The organism is Candidatus Schekmanbacteria bacterium, from assembly GCA_016219965.1.
Lineage (GTDB): Bacteria > Schekmanbacteria > GWA2-38-11 > GWA2-38-11 > J061 > JACRJM01.
The window spans coordinates 374,506-392,181 of record JACRJM010000015.1 but is presented as its reverse complement, the minus strand read 5'-3'; the positions used below and the strand labels follow the sequence as shown (position 1 = coordinate 392,181).

The following is a 17,676-nucleotide window of genomic DNA, read 5'->3' as shown; positions in this document are numbered from 1 at the left end:
ATTAAGAGAATATATGATTCTCAAATATAATCATGGCTTCTTCTATTTCTTCTTCTTTAATAATAAGAGGAGGCAGAAATCTTATTACATTCCCCTTGGTGCAGTTTACCAGAAGTCCGTCATTTAAACATTTATTTACTATCTCCGTCGCCTCATCCTGAAATTCAACACCAAGCATAAGGCCAAGACCTCTTACTTGTTTTATCCCTTTGTGCTTGCTCATAAGCCCATTGAGTTTTTCCTTGAAATAGACACCCATTGTCTTGCAGTTTTCAAGGATGCCACCTCTCAACTGATTTAAAACTTCAACACCCAGAGCACATGAAAGCGGGTTTCCACCGAAAGTGCTTGCATGATCACCCGGTGAAAACGCGGCAGCCACATCATCCTTTGCAACAATGGCACCAAGAGGCAACCCTCCGCCAAGCCCCTTTGCGAGTGCAATAATATCAGGCTCAATATCGAAATGCGAATAGGCAAACATTTTTCCGGTCCGGCCTATACCTGTCTGGACTTCATCATAAATAAGAAGGATACCCCATTCATTGCATATCTGCCTTAGTTCTTTGAGGTAATCATTGTTTGCAACTACCACCCCGCCCTCGCCCTGAACAGGCTCAACCATAACGGCGCAGGTGTTTTTATCAATTGCAGATAGAAGACCCTCTCCGTCATTGAAGTCTACATGCCTGAAACCCGGAAGAAGCGGAGAATAACCTGCCTTTATTTTATCCTGTCCTGTTGCTGACATGGTGGCAAATGTCCTTCCGTGGAAAGAATTTTTCATTGTTATTATCTCATACCTGTTTTCACTCCCATATTTTTGGAGAGAATACTTTCGTGCAAGTTTTATTGCAGCTTCATTTGCCTCAGCTCCGCTGTTTGCAAAAAACACCTTCCCCGGGAAACTTTCTTCAATCAGTATTCTTGCCAATTCAACCTGGCTTTCTATACAGAAAAGGTTCGAAGTGTGGAGAGGTTTATTCCCCCAGGTTTTCATCCTTTCTGTAATCTGTCTATTCCCGTAACCCAGAGCATTAACCCCTATGCCGCTTATACAATCAAGATATTTTTTCCCGGATAAATCATAAAGATATACCCCATCGCCGTGAGTAAAACATAAAGGATATCTCTTGTATGTATTCATGAGATATTTAGATACATCATCTTTTATATTTTCTTTGTTCATTTTTACGCCATTTTTTTTGAGGTAAAGGCAAATTTTTATATCAGAATTCACCTATTATCAAGAGAAATCTCAATTATGTAAAATCTCTGTTAAAATCTAACTTTTTTAAAAACTATTTTATTAAATAAACAGGCTAAACAAATTAGGTGTAAGGGATTATCAGTTATTCAATTTTTTTTACGGAAGTATTTCACTACAAAAACAACAATGAAAATGACTACCAAAATACCAAGAATGGTAGAATAGGCTTGAGATAGACTTAAAAGTCTTTCCCAATTATTACCAATCAGCATCCCTGCCCATATTATAAGAACATTCCAGAGGATTACGCTTATTAGGTTATATGCCTGGACGCTCCAGATGCTCATTCCCGTAATGCCTGCGACAATGAAGAAAAAGGCCCTGACACCGGGCATGAACCTGTTCATCACAATGATAAGAGCGCCGTATTTGTCGAACTTTTCTTTCACATAATTATAGCGCTCGACTGTCAAAACCCCGTAGCTACCGGCTGCTATTGTCTTGCCGTTATCCTTAACAAAAGCGCCGCCAATCTTCCTGCCAAGATAATAATCTATACATGAACCGGTTATGCTTCCAAGTGTAACGCTTGCAAGGACTGCAGTAAAGTTCCATCCCCTTGTTGCAATAAGAAAGGCCCCAAAAAGTGTTACAGTGTCACCTGGAAATGGAGGAAAAACATACTCTATTACCGAGCTCGCTAAAAGTACGCTGTAGCCAAGCACATTCTCATTGGAAAGAAGAAAGGCAATTAATTTATCTGTCATGGGCAGGCAATATAATCCTTATTAAAATCAAAAAGTAGTTCTTTTTCTCCATGCCAGTTAAGAACAAACTGTTTTGAGTCATCTATGTTTCCAATTGTCGTTGCTGTAATTCCAACTGTATTGAACATCGATATAACTCTATCGCTGTTAGATGGTAAACAGGAAATTATGAAACCGTAGCTTAAAAAACTTTTTATCCACTTATTGAACTCCATATCCTGGGGAGCAGGTATTCTATCAAGGTATATAATCCCCCCTTTTTTAGAAGATTCTAAAAGCATTGCTATAGTTCCTGCAATTCCGCCCATACTCACGTCCTTAGCCGCGGTAACTATCCCTTTTTCAGCAAGCTGGTTCATAACACCCAGTTGACTTAGCACAACCGCTGACTCCTTGCCGGAATTAGAATCCCAGCTGCTAACGGACTTGCATCCCTGTTTTCCATTAAGGTCAACTGCAAGGATAATATCATCACCGGGATTTGCGCCAAAGCTTGTTATAAACTTTGTCGCACGTCCCAGTATGGCAACTGATACCGCATCCTCATCAGCCCCTGGATGAATATGTCCTCCTATCATAGGAACCCTAAACTTAAGGGACGCATTCTTCATTCCCTCAATTATTTTTCTCAAAACATCTTCTGACCTGTATGAGATTACGTTCACAGCGGCAATCGGGGTTCCGCCCATTGCGTATATGTCGCTCACGTTCACCATTACCGAAGCTTTACCCGCTGCATAGGGCTCATTTTTAACAAGGTAAGGATGAATCCCGTCGCATGCAAGGAGAAGATATTCATCGTCTGACTTCGATTTTATCACCCCTGCATCATCGCCTAATCCAATTACAACATCATCAGGCCAGAACGCACCTTTTAATACCTCACTGACAATCTTAATGTCCTTTTTCCGCCTGATTCCGTCGAATTGCCTGAGGTCTTCAATTATTTCCTTGAGCATTTTAGGGCACCCCTTTGTTGCGGCTCTCCTAACACAGAGATTGGAATATATCAATCTTACGCCGCATGTTTTTACATTTTTGACGATAAATGATATTATTCTTTTTGTAATTAAAAAATACTTGCAAGGAAGGTTCGCATATATTGAAAACATTATTTCTCATAAGACATGGTGAATCAGTTTTAAATCTTGAGAGACGGATTCAGGGTCAGCTCGATTCAAACCTTACTGAACGCGGCAGGGAACAGGTAAGACGTTTGTCGTCTAAGATTATGGATTTAAAAATCGACAAACTATATTCAAGTCCTCTGAAACGGACTATAGAAACGGCTGAGATAGTCTCAACAGCTTCCGGAAAGGAAATAGTGACAGATAATAATATTATGGAAATAAATATGGGTGAATGGGAGGGAATATCGTTTCAGACTTTTATGTCTCAGGATCCTGAGCTTTTCAAGATGTTTGTCCAATGTCCTGCAAACGTTAAAATACCGGGAGGAGAAAAAATAATAAATTTCCGTAACAGAATAATAGAATGGCTTGATAAAATACTTCAAATGAGTGACAATACAGTCGCATTAGTAACGCATGCTGGAGTTATAAACACTATTCTCTGTTATGTACTTGGACAGGACATGAACAGTCTTTGGAGGTTTAAAACTGAGAATAGTTCTTTATGTGAAATATTTTTTAATGGAAACAGTGCACGAGTAATGAAAATTAACGATACAACACATTTAACCGACGACCTCAGAGGATTGAAACTGGGAGCAGGATTCTCAAAGGGAGAAAGCAATGCCTGAATTAAGAAAAGATCCAATCATTGGAAGATGGGTAATAATAGCAACGGAACGAAGCAAAAGACCTACAGATTTTGCTTTGGCGGCGGATACAAAAAAAGGAGGATTTTGTCCTTTTTGTTCCGGTAACGAGGATAAAACACCGCCTGAAATAATGGCATACAGGGAAAAAGGAACAAAGCCTAATACTGCCGGCTGGCACACAAGGGTAGTAAACAATAAGTTTCCTGCTTTGTTAGATGAGGGAAAGCTGATAAGAACCGGAGACGGCATATATGACAAAATTGCCGGAATAGGAACGCACGAAGTTATAATTGAGACTCCAAATCATGAGCTTAGTATTGCGACCCTGCCTATCAACAAAGTAAGGCTCTTAGTTTCATGTTACAGGGAAAGAGTCCTGCATCTCAAAAAAGACAAAAGATTTAAATATGCAATGATCTTTAAAAACCATGGAGAATCTGCAGGTGCATCACTTGAACATCCGCACACACAGCTTATCGCTCTCCCCATTATTCCAAAGCTGGTACGCGAGGAACAATTTGGAGCACAGAAATATTTTGATTACAAGGAAAGGTGTATTTTCTGCGATATCGCGAGGCAGGAAATGGAAAGAGGTATCAGGATGATAGAGGAAAATGACTCATTCCTGACAATGGTCCCATTTGCACCAAGATTCCCTTTTGAATTATGCATTGTTCCTAAAAGGCATATGGCTGCGTTTGAGAGCATTACCGACACAGAGCTTTCAGATCTGGCCGAAATATTGAAACATGCACTTATGAGACTTGATATCACTCTTAAAAATCCTTCTTACAATTTTGTAATGCATACTTCGCCGTTCGGTGACAGCGAAAGCGAATCTTTTCACTGGCACATAGAAATTATGCCCAAGCTCACAAAAGTCGCCGGATTCGAATGGGGCACAGGATTCTACATCAACCCTGTGCTTCCTGAAGTAGCAGCAACTTTTCTAAGAGAATGCATTCTGGAAACACCAAGATATGAACAGGCTGATTTAATTGACATACAATGATCGACTGGATAGAGTTTTATAAAGATATACTTGATATAACCAATGCAGTGCCTGATTTTGACACAACTCTGCATAGGTCAATCATTACTCTGAAAAAATACTTTCAACTCCCTATCAATACGGTTTTTCTTGCTGATGATTTAGGTGAACGTCTTATTCTGAAAGCCAGTGATTGTGCTGAAATAAAGGAAGACAATGAAGTTTATCTATCCTGCAGAATATCAGAAGATAAACCATTAGCTTTAGCTGGGACTTTTTCAATTATAAACAACCCGGAAGAACTTGAAAACTTTTTCACTTACATACCAGACGAACTAAAAAGAATCAAAACACTGATACTTAAGACTCAAAAAATAGAAGAGAAACGCAGTGTTATGATTCTCATGGGATGCAATACTGCCTTAGAAAAGGATGATTCCTTTCTAAAAGATCTGGATACTGCTTCAACCTATATTGCAAACAAAATAACTACAGCTGATATTATCCGTAACGCTAAACACAACCTCCTTAAACTTCAGAGTCTTAATGAAATAGGGACTGTTCTCAACTCAGAAACATCCCTGCAAAACCTGCTTGATTTAGTCGTGAAAACATCCGTTGAATTAATCCCGTCTAAGGGTTCCGTGCTTCGTATCCTTAATACACAGAATAATATTCTTGAAGTAAAAGCAAACTATGGTGCAGATGAAGTAGTTAAGCGCTTCCCATCTGTCAAAACAGGTGAATTCATAACCGGCAGAGTTGTGGAAAGCGGTACTCCTCTACTTATAAACGATATCAGGAATGCCAACATACCAACTCCGTTGCGCGACATACCAATAACTTCGGTATTATGTGTTCCTCTTAAAGCTGAAGACAAGGTTATAGGGACTCTTGGACTCGTTGACAAATACCCTGTCTTTAAAGGAAAGTTTTCAAATTTCACTGAAAATGATATGAGACTCCTTTCAACCCTTGCAAGCCAGGCTGCTGTTGCTGTAGAAAAAACGAATACCTATCACAATATGCAAAAGCTTGCTGAAGACAATCAGAAGAAACTGAGGGAACTTACAATACTCCATGAAATATCGAATGCAATGCGCCTTACAACAAACCTGACAAGACGGCTTTATATGGTCCTGACAGCAGTAACCATACAGGACGGACTTGGATTCAACAGGGCTTTCATTCTTATGTTAAATGAAAGAACAAATGTCCTTCAGGGAATGCTGGGCGTAGGACCTGACAGCGCGCAGGATGCAGGAAGGATTTGGAATTCAATGGTTGCCAGACACTTTACCCTGCAGGAAGCCCTGACATCTGCAGATTACCTGGCAAATCTCACCCAATCACAGGTAAACAGGATTGCAAGGTCTATCAGGATCGATATATCAAAGTCGAACTGTATTCTTGCACGCACAGTGAAAGAGAAGAGACCTTTTAATATTGCAGAATTAGTTGGAGACAGCACTGTGAATAAGGAAATTCTCGAAAAAATGCAGACAGATAACTTTGCCTCTGTCCCGCTGCTTGCCAGGGATAAAGTTATAGGAATCCTGCTTGTCGACAACATATTCAATAGAAAACCCATTACTGAAGATGAAATAAGATTTCTGAGTGTCTTCGCAAATCAGGCAGGACTCGCTATAGAAACTACAAGGTTATATTCTTACCTTGAAGAAACAAATGAAGAACTAAAAAAAATGCAGCAACGACTGATAGAATCTGAGAAACTCGCTGCATTGGGTGAAATGGCGGCAACCGTAGCTCATGAGATTCGGAACCCTCTCGTCTCGATTGGCGGTTTTGCAAGGAGACTTAAGTCAATAATGAGCGGTGCCGGTGATGAATCTGCGTACCTTGATATAATCATAAAAGAAGTTCAGAGGCTGGAAAAAATCCTGAAGGACATACTTAACTTTTCCAGGGAATCTTCCCTTGAAATGACGGAGAACAACATAAATGACCTTCTGCAGGACATAATAATAATGTTCAGTTCCGAGTTTAAGGAAAAGCATATTGATATTATAACTGAATTTGACCAGGATATACCGCCATTCAGGTTTGATATTCTGCAAATGAAACAAGCTATAATAAATGTATTATCCAACTCGGCTCAGGCAATAAACAGAAATGGGGCAATCACTATAAAAACCCATTTTACCCCTGAAGAAGATATTGTCGTAATTGAAATATCAGATACAGGAGGTGGTATTCCGCCACAGGTGCTTGACAACATCTTCAGTCCCTTTTTCACAACAAAAAACTACGGCATAGGATTAGGGTTGGCAATTACAAAGAAAATAGTAGAAAACCACAGAGGAAACATAGATATTACAAACAAGGTTGGAGAGGGGATAATATTTGAGATTAATCTTCCTTTAAATCAAAATGGCAAGCAGGTTACTCTCACCCAAAACCAGGAACTTAATGGAGGTAACAGGCTATGAAAACAATTTTAGTAGTAGATGATGAAGAAAATATCAGAACATTATTCAGAGTAGAACTCACCGACGAGGGATATACCGTGTTAACTGCGGAAACAGCTGAAGAAGCATTGGTAATCCTTTCAAAACAGACGCCTGACCTCATTACAGTAGATATAAAGCTTCCGGACATGAATGGTGTAGAGTTACTGCGAAAAATAAAAGAAATAAACAGGCAGTTGCCTGTCATTATGTGCACAGCTTACGATGAATATAAGCAGGATTTTGGAGTATGGGCATCGGATGGATACATTGTCAAATCATCAGACCTGACAGAATTAAAAAATAAAATAAAGGAATTAATCCATTAATGGAAGCATTAATATTTCTTACAATCTTCAGCGCATGTACATACTTTTTTGTTAAGTATGTACGGCTCGTAATAATTAATGCCAATGTAAAGGGGTTCAGAGAATGCGCAAAGACGGTAGTGACGCTGCTTATAGAGGAACCTCTTTTCCTGATACTCTATTTTGGTTTTCTCATCGGCCTGAATATTCTTAGTTTTGCACTCCTGCATTATTTGACCTGAATAAATTCTTTCAGAAAACAGTTGCAAAAAAATATTTACTTTCTATTATTACGTTTGATTTCTCTGTAGCATCTTAATACATACCAATATTTTTTATCCGGGTATTTTTTTATGACAGATATATGGTCTCAGGCTCTTGATTTAATATCGGCAAAGGTTAACCAGAAGTCATTTGAAACATGGTTTAAGCCTACCTCGCTCTTTGATTATTCTTTGGACGATAATGAAATACAGCTAGAAATCCCAAATCCCTATTTCGAGACGTGGCTTCGGAAAAACCATTTAGAGCTTATTAAGGATACACTCTGCGAAATAACTAATGGCTCAGACATAAGTATAAAATTTATAATAACAAAAAACAGAGGCGATGGAACTCCCGCTGAAGTGCGGAAACCTTCCCCTGTAAATAATGAATCTAAACAAATTCCAATCAATTCATATTACACATTTGAAAACTTTGTTGTTGGAGGTTCAAATCAGTTAGCTAATGCAGCATCACATGCTGTAGCAGAAGAACCCGGGAAGAGATATAATCCATTATTTATATATGGCGGAGTCGGTCTGGGTAAAACACATCTCCTGCATGCAATAGGAAACTATGTGCTAAGACACAGCGGAAACACAATTATAATATATATGTCATCTGAGAATTTTGTAAATGACCTCGTTAATTCCATACGTTTCGGCAGAATGGAAAGCTTCAGATCAAGATACAGGAAAGCTGACCTTCTCCTCATTGATGATATCCAGTTCATTGGAGGTAAAGTAAGAACAATGGAAGAGTTCTTCTTTACCTTTAATGATCTTTATGACTCAAACAAACAGATAGTCGTAACCAGTGACAGGTCTCCAAAGGATATTTCAAGTCTTGAGGAAAGACTTAAATCAAGATTTGAATGGGGCTTAATTGCTGATATACAGGAACCAGATATTGAGACAAAAGCAGCCATAATAAAGAAAAAAGCAGATTTATGGGATATTAAGATTTCTGATGAAGTCACCATGTATATGGCAGCAAACCTGGGTTCAAACGTAAGAGAAATAGAAGGCGCTTTAAAAAGAGTAAATATGTTTGCACATATTTCTAAAAACAGCATCACTATTGACCTTGTTGAAGAGATACTCAAGAATTACATCAAATCAAAGGTCAGATTTTTCTCTACTGAAGAGATACAGTTGGAGGTCGCAAATAAGTATGGCCTAAAAGTAATCGACTTGAAATCAAAGATAAGAAGAAGAGAACTGGTTACGCCAAGGCAGATTGCAATGTATCTCTCCAAGAAACTGACACAGGATTCACTTCCACAAATCGGCAGAAAGTTTGGCGGGAAAGACCATACTACAGTTATTCATTCAATAAGAAAAATTGAAGAAGAAATGAAACAAAACAAAAAACTTGCGAAAGACATAGAAGAACTTAAAGAAAAGCTTTCCTGAGAATTAAATAACCCCGGAGCCCAAATATGGAAGATTTTAAATCGCTGATAATCTCACTCGAAGCCCAATGTACGGATGAACATCAAAAAGACATATTTGAAAATATAGTAGATAAAACCTGTGAATACCTTGCTGATTTATTTGAGGTTGACCAAACAGAGGTCGCCATTATCATACTTACAAACAATGAAAAGTTTCTTCGATTCATTGCACCAAAAAAACTCTATAAAGGCGGTGCCACATTCCCGCTCTCAAAAAGGGAAAGCCTTTCTACTAAGGTTATGCTTACTAAAAAAAGCGACATAAAAAATGATGTTATAAATATAAAACATCTGAGCATTTATGAGCAGGTAAAAACTTCAGAAGAGAAACCAAAACCAATACAAAAAATGCTTACCGTTCCTCTCATCCACGAAGATAAGGCAGTAGGAGTTATTCAGATAAGTCGAAAAGGATTATCTCCAAATGAAGCGGGACAAGATTTCTCGGAAGCTGACGTACAAAAGTTATTATCCCTTGTCCCCTCATTCCTTCCATCATTAATTAAAACTAAACCTCACTCAATCTGATTTTTTTAAAAATAAAGCTTAATTATTCTTTAATACCGACAATAACTTTCTTTCCGTTTTTTCTACCGACAGCGTTAATTATATTCCTGATAGAATTTATAATTTTACCCTTCTTGCCTATTACAAGACCAATCTCTTCCTTTGCCACAGCAATTTCAAGAATTACCGTAGTTTCACTTTTCGTTTCTGTAACGCTCACTGCTTCAGGCTTGTCAACGAGTTTCTGAACAATCAATTCAGTTAGTTCCTTCATTCATCTCTCCTTTTCTTCTGTACCAATTTTAAAATTTCCTTATCACTTTCAAAACTATTCCATCATTAATAAAATACTATAAGAGGGGTATATCTTTGTCAAATCATTAAATCAATCCCTAGTGCTTCTGTAAGGAAGAGCGATAAGGCCTGTCCTCGCCATCTCCTCTATTCCAAAAAATGAAAGAAGTTTAATAATACCCTTTATCTGTCGCTCGTTTCCGACAACCTGTACAGTCAGTGTTTTCTCAGACATATCCACTATAGTTCCATTGAAAACATCGCTTATTTCTATTATCTCTCCGCGGGTTTCTTTGCTGCAGTTCACAGTTATTATAGCCAGTTCGCGTGTAACTGAATCAGCATAATCAAGTTCCACCACTTTAATTACGTCTATAAGTTTACGAACTTGTTTTACGACCTGTTCAATTACCCTTTCGTCCCCTTTGACAACTATGGTTATTCTTGTAACATCAGGTTTTTCAGTAATACCTGCAGCAATACTTTCAATGTTGTAAGCACGACGTGCAAAAAGACCTGCAATATGAGAAAGAACACCCGGGTGATTCCTGACAAGAATCGATAAAGTACGTCTTTCCATTAGTATCACTCCATAATTGTTTCTATAGATCCGCCTGCCGGAATCATGGGCATTACATTCTCCTCACGTTCAACCCTGAAATCAAGCAGCACCATCCCGTCATGTTTCAACGCTTTTTCAATAGCTGGTTTAACCTCATCCGGTTTTTCAATCTTTATCCCTTTCACACCATACCCTTCAGCGATTTTTACGAAATCCGGACTTTCACCTAAATCGGTGTAGGAATATCTCTTTCCCAAGAAAAGCTGCTGCCACTGCCTGACCATACCTAAAAACCCGTTATTTATCAGAACAACCTTTATGGGAAGTTTGTAGTGCGCAGCCGTAGCCATTTCCTGTATTGTCATCTGAAAGCTGCCATCTCCGGTAATGTTTATAACTGTCTTGTCCGGTCTTCCTATGACAGCTCCGATTGAAGCGGGAAATCCAAATCCCATTGTGCCAAGTCCTCCGGATGAAATGAATGTACGCGATTCCTTAAGTTTTAGATACTGTGCTGCCCACATCTGGTGCTGTCCGACATCAGTTACAAATATGGCATCACCGTCAATAACATCATTTACAGCTTCAATTACCTGCTGGGGTTTTATGACCTTCTTATCAGAATGTTTATACTTAAGCGGGTAATCTTTCTTGTATTTTTTAATTTTTTCAACCCATTCTTTGCGAGGTTGTGACTTGACTTTTTCAGCAATTATGCCAAGGACAGTTTTCGCGTCACCTACAATTGGAATTTCAACCTGCTTAATCTTACCTATTTCTGCAGGATCTATATCGATATGAATTATTTTTGCATCTTGTGCAAAATTGTCAGGATTCCCTGTTACACGGTCGTCAAACCTTGCTCCAACAGCGATAAGAAGGTCACATTCCCTGACAGCAAGGTTTGCATATTTTGTTCCATGCATACCTACCATTCCCAAATTAAGATCTTCCTCAGATGGCATGGAGCCAAGAGCCATAAGCGTAAGGACAACAGGGATATTTCCTTTCCTTGAAAGGGAAACAAGTTCCTTAACAGCAGATGAAGTAATAATCCCGCCTCCGGCATATATTACAGGCCGACGAGCGGTATCTATTGCCTTTATTGCTTCGTTTATCTGCATCGTATTACCCTTAACATTGGGCTTATAGCTTGGAAGTCTCACATCATATTTCCCATAAACCGCTGACATGTCCTGTATGTCTTTAGGCACGTCAATGAGTACTGGTCCGGGTCTTCCGGTAGTAGCAATATGAATTGCTTCAGCCATGATCTGTCCCATCTTTGATACATCTTTAACAAGATAATTATATTTTGTTATTGGAACAGTAATACCGTATATATCAGCCTCCTGAAAACTGTCATTACCTATCATATGAGTAGGAACCTGCCCTGTTATGGCAACCAAAGGCACGGAATCCATATATGCATTGGCAAGACCTGTAACCAGATTCGTTGCACCAGGACCGGATGTTGCAAAGACTACTCCTAATTTCCCTGTGGCTCTCGCAAATCCGTCTGCAGCGTGGATTGCTCCCTGCTCATGCCTTGTAAGTATATGCCTTATCCCCTGATGTCCGTAAAGTGCATCATAAATGGGAATATTTGCACCACCGGGATAACCAAAAACAGTGTTAACTCCATTCTGGATGAGAGATTCTATTATTATTGATGCACCATTTTTCTTCACTTTATCAAATATCCTTTTCTACTGTTATTTTATAAACTAAATCTAACTTATCATATCCCTATCAAAGAATTAGAATTTAAAATATTAAGTATGATTCTGCCAATAGTCAAACACTATTTTTCCATTAACATTCCTGCATCAACGGCATAGAAATGGCACTTGACAACATATGGTTCTTATAATATCAGTCCATAGCTTTCTTAATAAGCATGGACCAGCGGAATACATAATAAAATTAATATGTTTGGAGCTTAATCTAACAAGTCCAGAGGGGGGTTAAATGTCAATAGAAACTTTGCTTCAGGAGCTTAGAGATAAGAATGCCCTTGCCGAACTCGGAGGCGGAAAAGACAAGATAGAGAAACAACACCAAGCCGGAAAATTGACGGCAAGAGAACGTATAAATATTCTTCTGGATGAAGGAACATTTGTTGAACTTGACAAATTTGTTACGCACCGCTGCCATGACTTTGGAATGGATAAACAAAAGATATATGGAGACGGAGTAATAACCGGATACGGGAAAATTGATGGAAGACAGGTTTTTCTATTTTCTCAGGATTTCACAGTATTTGGCGGCTCACTCAGCGAAACTTATGCGAGGAAGATTTCCAAGATTCAGGACATGGCAGCAAAAACTGGATGTCCCGTAATCGGAATCAATGATTCGGGAGGTGCAAGGATCCAGGAAGGCGTACTGAGCCTTGGCGGTTATGCAGAAATTTTCATGAGGAATGTAACATGCTCAGGTGTTATTCCTCAGATATCGCTCATCCTCGGACCGTGTGCCGGTGGTGCGGTCTACAGCCCTGCCCTGACAGACTTTATCATAATGGCAAAAAATACGAGCTACATGTTCATTACCGGGCCCGATGTAATAAAAACTGTAACACATGAAGACGTTACAAAAGACGACTTAGGCGGAGCAATGGCGCATAATTCTAAAAGCGGAGTAGCTCATTTTGCATGCGAAAATGATGAAGATGCACTCCTTGCAGCCCGCGAACTTTTATCCTATATACCTCAGAACTATAAAGAGGACCCTGCTGTAATCCCATGCGAAGATGATCCCAACAGGGAAGACGAAAGCCTCCAGACATTAGTACCTGATAATTCTTCCAAGCCTTACGACATGAAACATTTAATAAAAGCGGTCGTAGACAACAATCACTTTTTTGAAGTTCAGGAACACTGGGCAAAAAATATACTAATAGGTTTTGCAAGGCTCGGAGGACGGTCTGTAGGAATAATTGCAAACCAACCTGCTGTTCTTGCAGGTACACTTGACATCAATGCTTCATTAAAAGCTGGAAGATTCGTAAGGTTTTGCGACTGTTTTAACATTCCATTAATAACTTTTGAGGATGTCCCAGGATTTTTGCCGGGTATTTCCCAGGAGCACGGAGGTATAATAAAACATGGCGCCAAACTTCTTTACGCTTACTGCGAAGCGACCGTACCAAAACTTACAGTAATAACGAGAAAAGCTTATGGTGGTGCCTATGATGTTATGTCAAGTAAACACATTCATGGAGATATAAGCTTTGCCTATCCTACCGCGGAGATTGCAGTTATGGGACCGGACGGTGCGGTAAATATCATCTTTAGGAAGGAAATCGAAAAAGCTAAAGACCCTGAAAAAAGAAAAACAGAACTTGTTGATGAATATAAGAAAAGATTTGCAAACCCTTATGTTGCAGCAGAACTCGGTTATATTGATGAAATCATCGAACCTAAACAAACCAGAAGTAAACTGATAAATGCCCTCCTCATGCTTGAAAACAAGGTAGATGAAATGCCGCCCAAAAAACACAGCAACTTACCGTTTTAACAATTGGAGTAATTCAGAAAATGTTTAAGAAAATCCTTATAGCCAACAGAGGTGAAATCGCAGTCAGGATAATAAGGGCTTGCAGGGAAATGGAAATAGATACTGTCGCAGTTTTCTCAGATGCTGACAGAAATGCGCTACATGTGCGCTATGCATCTGAAGCTTTCAATATAGGCCAACCTTCCCCGCGTGAGAGCTACCTCAATATTGATAAAATCATCGATGTTGCAAAAAGAAGCGGCGCAGATGCAATTCATCCCGGATACGGCTTTTTAGCAGAAAACTCACAATTTGCCAAAACCTGTGAAGAAAATGGAATCGTGTTTATTGGCCCGTCATGTGAAGCCATAAAAAACATGGGAATAAAAACTCTGGCACGGAATCTTATGTCCAAGGCAGGAGTTCCCATAACACCTGGAGCCAAAGAGGACATTTCGGATGACAATGAACTGGAAAAGATCGCTCTTGAGATAGGATACCCTGTTATGCTGAAGGCAAGCGCAGGTGGTGGCGGAAAAGGAATGCGGCTTGTAAAAAATCCGGAGGATATGAAATCTTCCATAAGAGCTACGCGTTCAGAAGCTGCCACAGCTTTTGGAGATAGTGCCATATATATTGAAAAATTCGTCGAGAATCCTCGCCATATCGAAGTACAGATTCTTGCAGACAAGTATGGCAACACGATTCACCTTAATGAAAGAGAATGCTCAATACAAAGAAGACATCAAAAAGTAATTGAAGAAAGTCCTTCACCTATAGTTTCTCCTGAAATGAGAGTAAAAATGGGTAAAGCCGCAATAAAGGCTGCAAAGGCAGCAGGATATTACAGTGCAGGAACAGTAGAGTTTCTCGTCGATAAAAACAAAGAATTCTATTTTCTGGAGATGAACACAAGGCTTCAGGTCGAACATCCGGTAACTGAGATGGTAACCGGCATTGATATCGTAAAAGAAATGATAAAAATAGCCGCAGGAGAAAAACTCAGCATCACGCAAAACGATATAAAGGTGAACGGACATGCCATTGAATGCAGAATTTATGCGGAGGATCCTGACAATAGGTTCATGCCATCACCAGGAAAAATTTTAAATATAAGAACGCCGGGAGGACCAGGGATAAGGGATGATTCCGGAGTTTTTGAGGGATACGATGTTCCTATCTATTATGACCCTATGATATCTAAACTCGTAAGCTGGGGACGCGACAGAACTGAAGCTATAGAGAAGATGAGAAGGGCATTAAAAGAATATTATATAAAGGGAATCAAAACAACGATTCCATTTCATGAGCAGGTAATGAAAAACAAACATTTCATTGCAGGAGACTTTGACACCAGCTTCATAGATACTAAATTTGAAAGAGAGAACTCCGCAGATAGGAATAATGAATATTCTACGCAAGCTATTTTATCAGCAGCGCTCTGGGCATACATGGAAGATAATAAGAAATCCAAGAACAATGTAGATGTAAAACATGAAAGCTCATTTAATCCGTGGAAAGGAAGATAGGTGAAAACAGATGGGCTATATAGCGGTCTATAAAGATATTGAACATTCTGTTGACGTCAGACAGCTTGATGATTCAAAGTTTATCATAAAATTAGATGATAAAGAGTATGTAGTGGACATGGTCAATACAGAGCATTCCCTTTATTCGATGCTTCTAAACGAACGAACTTATGAAATTGACCTTGAGGCAAAGAACGGGAGTTGTTCAATATACATAAACGGGGAGTATTATGTAATAGAAGTGGTAAATGAGAAGAAAAAAGCAAAACTTCGTGAGACAAAAAACCACATAGTTGCCGGCAAACAGGAAATCAAAGCCTCAATGTGCGGTAAGGTAAAAAAAGTACTTGTTGCTCTTAATGATGAAGTTAAGGAAAATCAGGGGATAATAATAATTGAAGCAATGAAAATGGAAAATGAGATATGTGCTCCGAAATCTGGGAAAGTCACAGCAGTTGGTGTTAGAGAAGGAGATACAGTCGACAATAATTCTATGCTGCTGGTAATCGAATAAGAGTAGTTGAGCTATCTTTAAGTATTTCTTCCATGGCATGACTGTTAATCAACTTAACCATAATATCACTGATTAAAGGATCGAACTGCCGTCCGCGCTGAGAAATAAATTCACTCACTATTTTCTGAACAGGTAATTCATCCCGGTAAACTCTCTTGGAATGCATTGCATCATATGCATCGGCAGCTATTACAACTTTAACGACCATTGGAATATTTTTGCCGAGCAAACCATCAGGATAGCCTTTTCCATCTTCTCTTTCATGGTGACTTCTTACAATACCCCTTATATCTTTGAGAGCTTTTATAGGCTTTATCATGTCGAAACCAATAACCACATGTTTTCTTATTATTTCAAACTCCTCACTACTGAGTGGTCCCGGCTTATTCAGGATTGCTTCAGGAATCCCTATTTTCCCTATATCATGAAGCTTTGCTCCGTTAGCTATAATATTAAGCTCTTTTTCAGAAAGACCAAGTTTTTTGCCAAGGAAAATGCTTATCCTTGTTACCCTGTCGCTATGGCCTGAAGTATATGTATCTTTTGCCTCCATGCCTAAAATAAGCGAATTTATTGCGCTCAAATATGCCTCATTTAAATCAGCAAAAAGGCGTGAATTTTCTATCGACATTGATGCCTGTATGGATAGAAAGCTTAAAAACTGGATGTCAGCTTCACTCATTAAAGGTAAGCTCTGAGAGTTCTTTATGAAAACTATCTCTCCTCTATAGCGACCTGCAGCTTTTAGAGGTGCAAATATTACAACATTAATTCCTTCATCATGTCCAATATATGACTTAGTAGAAGAAACATAATAATTGTTTGTTGAGTCCTCAGTAAGCTTATATTCTTTTTTTAAAACAACCGGTCTCAACTTTGTACTATTAGACCTGAAATCCCTCAGAAATTTGACTAGATTTAAATTTACTGTATCTTCTGTTTTGTCGTCACTTGAGACAGCACTAAATTCGTTTTCCTTATATACATCCTGAATTATGGCAAAACAACGATCTACTGGAGTGGAAGTTACGGCCGCTTGAAATACCATAGTGAGAATATTTTTTTCTTCAGTATTTAAATTTATCTTTTCATTGATTGAAAATAACTCTGAAAAAAGATTAATTTTTATTTTTTCCTCTTTAATCCGTTTTCTTTCTATAGTGTTGTTTATTATTTTTAGCAGATCCTTATAATCAAAAGGCTTAAGAATATAATTAGAAACACCTTCCTGAAGTGCTTGCCTTGCCGAATCGAGAGTTCCATGTGATGTCATAACTACCACTGACATTTGGCAATTTTCTGTTTTCCCCAGTTCTTGTATAAGAGAGATTCCATCCATCCTTGGCATTTTAAGATCAGTGAGAAGAATATCATATATCTGAGATTTCAGCTTATCCAGAGCTTCTAATCCATCTTCAGCTGTATCAACTTCATAATTGGAATCAGATAACGAATCCTTGAGAAAATTACGCATTATCTCTGAATCGTCTACAACAAGTATTTTTATTGAGGTTACCAATGA

General features: G+C 38.8%; 17 protein-coding genes. 10 read left to right on the top strand and 7 right to left on the bottom strand.

Going from position 1 to position 17,676, the window contains the following annotated elements; translation table 11 throughout:
• Nucleotide 1: 1 nt before the first annotated feature.
• The 3 genes from HZA77_15055 to HZA77_15045 all read right to left on the bottom strand — a co-directional run bounded on the left by HZA77_15055 (nt 2) and on the right by HZA77_15045 (nt 2,936).
• Nucleotides 2-1,189, bottom strand: a complete 1,188-nt coding sequence (locus tag HZA77_15055; protein ID MBI5376750.1) for an aspartate aminotransferase family protein — start codon at nt 1,187-1,189, stop codon at nt 2-4.
• A 167-nt stretch (nt 1,190-1,356) separates the two neighbouring features.
• Nucleotides 1,357-1,977: a DedA family protein gene (locus HZA77_15050; protein ID MBI5376749.1), complete on the bottom strand. Its 621-nt coding sequence runs from the start codon at nt 1,975-1,977 to the stop codon at nt 1,357-1,359.
• The gene (locus HZA77_15045; GenBank protein ID MBI5376748.1) at nt 1,974-2,936 is read right to left on the bottom strand and encodes a hypothetical protein; all 963 of its coding nucleotides are present in this window, start codon (nt 2,934-2,936) and stop codon (nt 1,974-1,976) included. Before HZA77_15045 ends, HZA77_15050 begins: the two co-directional genes overlap by 4 nt.
• A gap of 143 nt (nt 2,937-3,079) precedes the next feature.
• On the opposite strand from HZA77_15045, the gene HZA77_15040 reads away from it, so the two are divergent.
• The 7 genes from HZA77_15040 (at nt 3,080) to HZA77_15010 (ending at nt 9,775) form a co-directional block, all read left to right on the top strand.
• Nucleotides 3,080-3,739, top strand: coding sequence for a histidine phosphatase family protein (locus tag HZA77_15040; GenBank protein ID MBI5376747.1), 660 nt, complete (start codon nt 3,080-3,082; stop codon nt 3,737-3,739).
• Nucleotides 3,732-4,772 (top strand): galactose-1-phosphate uridylyltransferase, encoded by a 1,041-nt coding sequence (gene galT, locus HZA77_15035; GenBank protein MBI5376746.1) that lies wholly within the window; start codon nt 3,732-3,734, stop codon nt 4,770-4,772. The genes HZA77_15040 and galT overlap by 8 nt, the downstream gene beginning before the upstream one ends.
• Complete coding sequence (locus HZA77_15030; GenBank protein ID MBI5376745.1) at nt 4,769-7,201, top strand: GAF domain-containing protein; 2,433 nt, start codon at nt 4,769-4,771, stop codon at nt 7,199-7,201. The genes galT and HZA77_15030 overlap by 4 nt, the downstream gene beginning before the upstream one ends.
• Nucleotides 7,198-7,548 (top strand): response regulator, encoded by a 351-nt coding sequence (locus HZA77_15025; protein ID MBI5376744.1) that lies wholly within the window; start codon nt 7,198-7,200, stop codon nt 7,546-7,548. Before HZA77_15030 ends, HZA77_15025 begins: the two co-directional genes overlap by 4 nt.
• A complete protein-coding gene (locus tag HZA77_15020; GenBank protein MBI5376743.1) occupies nt 7,548-7,769 on the top strand; it encodes a hypothetical protein in 222 nt (73 codons plus the stop codon). The genes HZA77_15025 and HZA77_15020 overlap by 1 nt, the downstream gene beginning before the upstream one ends.
• Before the next feature lie 111 nt (nt 7,770-7,880).
• On the top strand, nt 7,881-9,206 hold the full coding sequence (gene dnaA, locus HZA77_15015; protein ID MBI5376742.1) for a chromosomal replication initiator protein DnaA: 1,326 nt from the start codon (nt 7,881-7,883) through the stop codon (nt 9,204-9,206).
• A 26-nt stretch (nt 9,207-9,232) separates the two neighbouring features.
• Nucleotides 9,233-9,775 (top strand): GAF domain-containing protein, encoded by a 543-nt coding sequence (locus HZA77_15010; GenBank protein MBI5376741.1) that lies wholly within the window; start codon nt 9,233-9,235, stop codon nt 9,773-9,775.
• 22 nt (nt 9,776-9,797) lie between these two features.
• Here HZA77_15010 and HZA77_15005 read toward each other — a convergent pair whose 3' ends face one another.
• The 3 genes from HZA77_15005 to ilvB form a co-directional block, all read right to left on the bottom strand.
• Nucleotides 9,798-10,028 (bottom strand): KH domain-containing protein, encoded by a 231-nt coding sequence (locus HZA77_15005; GenBank protein MBI5376740.1) that lies wholly within the window; start codon nt 10,026-10,028, stop codon nt 9,798-9,800.
• A gap of 111 nt (nt 10,029-10,139) precedes the next feature.
• Complete coding sequence (gene ilvN / locus HZA77_15000) at nt 10,140-10,628, bottom strand: acetolactate synthase small subunit (protein MBI5376739.1); 489 nt, start codon at nt 10,626-10,628, stop codon at nt 10,140-10,142.
• 5 nt (nt 10,629-10,633) lie between these two features.
• Entirely contained in the window at nt 10,634-12,301 is a 1,668-nt protein-coding gene (gene ilvB, locus HZA77_14995) for a biosynthetic-type acetolactate synthase large subunit (GenBank protein ID MBI5376738.1), read from the bottom strand.
• Between the two features lie 280 nt (nt 12,302-12,581).
• Here ilvB and HZA77_14990 point away from each other — a divergent pair, with 280 nt between their 5' ends.
• The 3 genes from HZA77_14990 to HZA77_14980 are packed head-to-tail and all read left to right on the top strand — an operon-like array spanning nt 12,582 to nt 16,154.
• Nucleotides 12,582-14,132 carry an acyl-CoA carboxylase subunit beta gene (locus HZA77_14990; protein ID MBI5376737.1) on the top strand — a complete coding sequence of 517 codons (1,551 nt, stop codon included), beginning with the start codon at nt 12,582-12,584 and terminating at the stop codon, nt 14,130-14,132.
• Between the two features lie 20 nt (nt 14,133-14,152).
• Nucleotides 14,153-15,640, top strand: coding sequence for an acetyl-CoA carboxylase biotin carboxylase subunit (locus HZA77_14985; protein MBI5376736.1), 1,488 nt, complete (start codon nt 14,153-14,155; stop codon nt 15,638-15,640).
• Between the two features lie 10 nt (nt 15,641-15,650).
• Complete coding sequence (locus HZA77_14980) at nt 15,651-16,154, top strand: acetyl-CoA carboxylase biotin carboxyl carrier protein subunit (GenBank protein MBI5376735.1); 504 nt, start codon at nt 15,651-15,653, stop codon at nt 16,152-16,154.
• On the opposite strand, the gene HZA77_14975 is transcribed toward HZA77_14980, so the two are convergent.
• Entirely contained in the window at nt 16,132-17,673 is a 1,542-nt protein-coding gene (locus HZA77_14975; protein MBI5376734.1) for a response regulator, read from the bottom strand. The two genes, HZA77_14980 and HZA77_14975, sit on opposite strands and share 23 nt — an antisense overlap.
• Between the last annotated feature and the right edge of the window lie 3 nt (nt 17,674-17,676).

Coding starts and splice junctions, on each gene's coding strand:
- HZA77_15055 (MBI5376750.1), bottom strand. CDS start 1,189: ATGAACAAAGAAAATATAAAAGATGATGTATCTAAATATCTCATGAAT.
- HZA77_15050 (MBI5376749.1), bottom strand. CDS start 1,977: ATGACAGATAAATTAATTGCCTTTCTTCTTTCCAATGAGAATGTGCTT.
- HZA77_15045 (MBI5376748.1), bottom strand. CDS start 2,936: ATGCTCAAGGAAATAATTGAAGACCTCAGGCAATTCGACGGAATCAGG.
- galT (MBI5376746.1), top strand. CDS start 3,732: ATGCCTGAATTAAGAAAAGATCCAATCATTGGAAGATGGGTAATAATA.
- HZA77_15030 (MBI5376745.1), top strand. CDS start 4,769: ATGATCGACTGGATAGAGTTTTATAAAGATATACTTGATATAACCAAT.
- HZA77_15025 (MBI5376744.1), top strand. CDS start 7,198: ATGAAAACAATTTTAGTAGTAGATGATGAAGAAAATATCAGAACATTA.
- HZA77_15020 (MBI5376743.1), top strand. CDS start 7,548: ATGGAAGCATTAATATTTCTTACAATCTTCAGCGCATGTACATACTTT.
- dnaA (MBI5376742.1), top strand. CDS start 7,881: ATGACAGATATATGGTCTCAGGCTCTTGATTTAATATCGGCAAAGGTT.
- HZA77_15010 (MBI5376741.1), top strand. CDS start 9,233: ATGGAAGATTTTAAATCGCTGATAATCTCACTCGAAGCCCAATGTACG.
- HZA77_15005 (MBI5376740.1), bottom strand. CDS start 10,028: ATGAAGGAACTAACTGAATTGATTGTTCAGAAACTCGTTGACAAGCCT.
- ilvN (MBI5376739.1), bottom strand. CDS start 10,628: ATGGAAAGACGTACTTTATCGATTCTTGTCAGGAATCACCCGGGTGTT.
- HZA77_14990 (MBI5376737.1), top strand. CDS start 12,582: ATGTCAATAGAAACTTTGCTTCAGGAGCTTAGAGATAAGAATGCCCTT.
- HZA77_14985 (MBI5376736.1), top strand. CDS start 14,153: ATGTTTAAGAAAATCCTTATAGCCAACAGAGGTGAAATCGCAGTCAGG.
- HZA77_14980 (MBI5376735.1), top strand. CDS start 15,651: ATGGGCTATATAGCGGTCTATAAAGATATTGAACATTCTGTTGACGTC.